We start from the raw sequence: 4,126 nt of genomic DNA, 5'->3' as shown, positions 1-4,126 counted from the left end.
TAACGGGCTGAGCCTGACCCTGAAACAGGCCGACCCGGACCGACAGTTATACATTGAGGTCAGTCAGGATGTCGAGGCACTGGTCAGCGCCATGTCGGACTTTGTCAATAACTGCAACAGCCTGTTGAAAACCAGTGACCCCAGGGACAACCGGGGCCAGCAGGTCGATGCGGGGGCTCCCGCCTCCCTGAGGAGTATCAGCAGTCAGCTGCGTAAACTGGTCAACGCCACGCCTGGCGAGGCCGGGCTAAATAGTTCAGAACAGATCTCCAGCTTGCTGGACCTTGGGGTCAGTACTGAGCGCAGTGGTTTATGGTCTCTGGATGAAACCTGGTTCCGCCACCAGCTGGGCGCCATGCCCTACCAGGTCCTGCAGTTTCTCTCTGACCAGCAAAAGCCGGTGCTGGCACTGGCCCGGAAAATGGACACGCTGCTCTCGGGCAGTGGCCCTTTATTATCGAGGATCAGTTATCTGTCCCGGGATTTGCAGCGGCTGGCTTCAGACCAGCATGCACTGGAAAAGAAACGGCAATTGCTCCACCAGCGCACTAATCAGCAGTTTTTAAATATGGAGCAAACGGTACAGCGTATGAACCGGAACCGCACTTATGTTGACACTATGTAAATATCATGGCGGCTCTCATGACGACTCTCATGGCGACTCTCATGAACTAACGTTCACCACCGGCAACAAGGGGCGTTTATGAAGTCTCCAGCGACAGAGTACACCCGGCATCAATACGGGCATAGAGCCCGAAAAGAGAGCATCTTCCAGCAGACCGCCTTGCTGTACCAATTGTTGCTGGATGACCTGGACCGCTGCCACAGCCACATCAACCGTGGTGACATTGCCGCCCGAGGAGAACAGATTCATCACGCCCTCTCTATTTTGATGGTGTTAAGAAACCAGGCCGCCGCCATGGTCGACAATCAGCAGGGGCACCCCCAGTCAGCCAGTGAACTGCCAGCCCGACTGCTTGAATTATATGACCACTGTCTGTCATGCCTGACATCCGTGATCGCTGAGAATGATATTGCTCCCCTGACTACGGCCAGGTCCATGATCGATACGGTCAAAGGAGCCTGGGATGAGTTGGCCTTACAGCAGGGGCTGATAGATGTCGGTGAAAAGTAATCCCTGGCAATACCCAAACCGCCATAAGCTGAAAGCCGGGTTTCCCGGATCACCTATATTGCGATGAATGAAACTGCATTTTCATCCTGAACAGAGAGCTATCTCTTATGAATATTGAGACAGTTGGCACAGAGGCTGACAGTGTAATCGATGCACTTCCAGCCTCGTCTATCCAGGAGGGGATAAGCGGGCAACTGCCGGTTGGGGATGAAGTGCCGAAGGGCGATGAGTTTCAGGCAATTCTGCAGCTGATGATTGAACCTTCCGGCCTGGTAAATCCTGTGAGTGTTTCGAGTTCGTCTTCTGGTCCTGATTTTATATCGACGATCAACACAACGGCTTTTGAGGACTCCGGGGAACCAGAAGGCTTGCCGACAATTAACGGGGCCATATCCGCAGATGCAGTAATTCCAACGGCATACTCTCAACCCGGATTGAATTCAAGTTCACAACACGTTCCTCCTGAGCAACCGGTTCAGAACCCAGCCCCTGCAGAAACCCTGACGGTTAAGCCTGTCCCTGAGGGGGAAGCGGATCTCCATAGCGTTCAGGCTGTGTTACCTGATATTCAGCAAACTATGGCGACCGGATCACTCCAGAAGTCTGCACAGCTTTCAATAGCACCCCTGCAAAAACGGATGCTATCGAGCCAGGAGGCTTCAACGCCAGAGTCAACCGTGGAGCCACCTGCCAATCAGGAAAGTCCGACAACGACACAGCCAGCTACAACTAATGTATCGGGTACACTGCTGAAAAGTTCGGAATACTCCACAGTCCGCCAACCGTCGTCCACCATTCAACCTGACGGGTTGACGGTAACAACCCCGGCAAAAAACTGTTTGATGTTTAGTGGCGATCGTCATGCCCGGGCCGTTGCCGAGTTTCCGGGACTGGGTTCAGTGCAAGTAGTTATGACCCGGAATAACAGCGAGGTCACAGTGAATCTTCAAGCCAGCAAACAGTCTCTGCCAACCCTGGAAAGCTGTTCCTCTGTGTTGCACCAACTGGTCAGCGACAGTATGCAACAGATGCAAATTCCCGGTAATGCCGTGAATAATCCATTGAACAGGGAAGAACCCGGTGGTTCTTCAGCAACAGAGTCTGGACTGAAAATAGCACTTTCATTAACCACCCCTGATCATTCCGGCTCAGACAGGGGAGGGCAGCATTCTTTGGCAGGAGAGTTGGCAGGAGAGCTGGCAGAGAGATCAGATGTTTCTGACAAACATGCAGATATTCTGGCCTCAGCACCCCAAACCTTACAGGAATACCGGTCATCCTTTGCGCTGTCGCGGTGCTCTGGTATGGCGCTTATTGATTTGCTTATTTAGCCCTTCTTTTTCAAGACATTGTTTAACAGTACTTTCCCATGAATATGAAGACTGACGACGATGACCGTACCATAAAGAACCGTGCCTGTGCCCAGTGGCCAGAAGCTCAGCGTGGCAAGGCTGATCGCCCCGTTCTTGTCCTGGCGGTCGTTGTCATGCTTGCTATTGCAGGAGGTGCAGCGTATTGGCTTTCAAGGGAGGATGACCATTCACTATCGTCAGCGTCCACCGCAGCTTTAACGGGACCTGCACATTATCTGTCGTTTAAAGATATGGTCGTCAACCTGGTGAATAATGAAACCTATGAACTCCATTACATGCAGTTATCCGTTTCTCTCATGACCCGAAATATCCAGTGCCTTGAACAACTGAAAAGTAATCAACCAGTCATTCTCAATGCCATGCTCGGGCAGCTGTCATCCTGGACATTCCAGGAGGTGATAGTCCCGGAAAAAAGGGAGGAATTACGGAACAAGCTGTTGGATACGGTTCATCACACGACAGGGCTATCGCTGATCAAGGGGGTTGAGGATGTCTTCATCACGAATATGGTGATTCAGTAATCACATGAACCAGTGCTACCAGGAGGCTGTCTGGAAAATTGACTGCCCTGCTGCAGGGGCAGCAAGACAGCCTCTTACCACTTAATGTAAACGTACCGGGTTTCCCATGCTATTGAGATTCACTGGCTTTGCCATCCTGTTTCTGAGTGTTTTTGGTGGGTTTGTCTTGGCTGGTGGCAGGCTGCTGTCACTGTGGCAACCACCTGAGATCATCATCATTCTCGGTGCAGCTGTCGGTGCTTTTGTGATTTCCAACCCGGTCACGGTCCAGAAAATGACCCTCACTCACCTGAAATACGTACTGATCAAAAATAAAGAGTTCGACAAAAACTTCTTTATGGATTTGCTGGCCCTGATGTTCCGCCTGATAGAAACCCGACAGCGAAAGGGCGTGAACGCCATTGAAGACGATATTGAAATGCCGGAAAGCAGTAAGCTGTTTCAGAGCTATCAGCGCATCATATCTCATCCACGACTGATCTATTTTATCACCGATAATTTACGGATTACCGGTATGGGCAGTATGCCCGGACATGCCTTTGAAGGTTTGATGGAAAGCGAGATAGAGACCCTTGAGGATGATCTGAAACGCCCGGCAAAATCCCTGCACAGTATTGCTGATGCCTGCCCCGGTTTTGGTATTGTGGCCGCCGTGATGGGCATCGTGGTGACGATGGGCGCGATGGATGGGCCGGTAGAACTGATTGGCGTCAAAATAGCAGCGGCTCTGGTGGGTACCTTTCTGGGCATATTGCTGTGCTATGGTGTTTTTGGCCCTCTGGCGGCAGCGCTGGAAAGTACCGAACAGAGTGAATTGCTGGCGTTTGAATGTGTCAAAATGACGTTGCTTGCCAGCCACTCAGGGCTGGCACCGATTACCGCTGTGGATTCCGGGCGACGGCTGCTTTATAAGGAGTTACGCCCTACATTCTCGGAAATGGAAGATATGTTGCAATCCCTGAAGGCTTCACTGTAATGGCCAAGTCTCCAGATAGCGAGCACATGATCGTTGTCCGCCGGGGGCGCGGTTCCGGTCACGATGGGCACCATGGCGGCAGCTGGAAAGTGGCTTTTGCCGATTTTGCCATGGCCATGAT

6 protein-coding genes are annotated in these 4,126 nt (G+C 51.9%); all 6 read left to right on the top strand.

Annotated elements, in window-relative coordinates; genetic code table 11:
* A partial coding sequence (gene fliD / locus KDK13_RS12060) for a flagellar filament capping protein FliD (protein ID WP_257285220.1) occupies positions 1 to 625 on the top strand: 625 nt, incomplete at its 5' end.
* Between the two features lie 78 nt (positions 626 to 703).
* Positions 704 to 1,135, top strand: a complete 432-nt coding sequence (fliS, locus tag KDK13_RS12055; protein WP_257285219.1) for a flagellar export chaperone FliS — start codon at positions 704 to 706, stop codon at positions 1,133 to 1,135.
* A gap of 107 nt (positions 1,136 to 1,242) precedes the next feature.
* Positions 1,243 to 2,466: a hypothetical protein gene (locus tag KDK13_RS12050; RefSeq protein WP_257285218.1), complete on the top strand. Its 1,224-nt coding sequence runs from the start codon at positions 1,243 to 1,245 to the stop codon at positions 2,464 to 2,466.
* A gap of 38 nt (positions 2,467 to 2,504) precedes the next feature.
* Positions 2,505 to 3,029 carry a flagellar basal body-associated protein FliL gene (gene fliL, locus KDK13_RS12045; RefSeq protein ID WP_257285217.1) on the top strand — a complete coding sequence of 175 codons (525 nt, stop codon included), beginning with the start codon at positions 2,505 to 2,507 and terminating at the stop codon, positions 3,027 to 3,029.
* 106 nt (positions 3,030 to 3,135) lie between these two features.
* Positions 3,136 to 4,005, top strand: a complete 870-nt coding sequence (gene motA, locus KDK13_RS12040) for a flagellar motor stator protein MotA (protein WP_257285216.1) — start codon at positions 3,136 to 3,138, stop codon at positions 4,003 to 4,005.
* Positions 4,005 to 4,126, top strand: a 122-nt coding sequence (locus tag KDK13_RS19220; protein WP_373692238.1) for a flagellar motor protein MotB, incomplete at its 3' end; no start/stop codon positions are given. The genes motA and KDK13_RS19220, both read left to right, overlap by 1 nt.

The organism is Endozoicomonas sp. SESOKO1, from assembly GCF_024606265.1.
GTDB lineage: Bacteria > Pseudomonadota > Gammaproteobacteria > Pseudomonadales > Endozoicomonadaceae > Endozoicomonas.
This window is presented reverse-complemented; position numbering and strand designations above follow the sequence as displayed.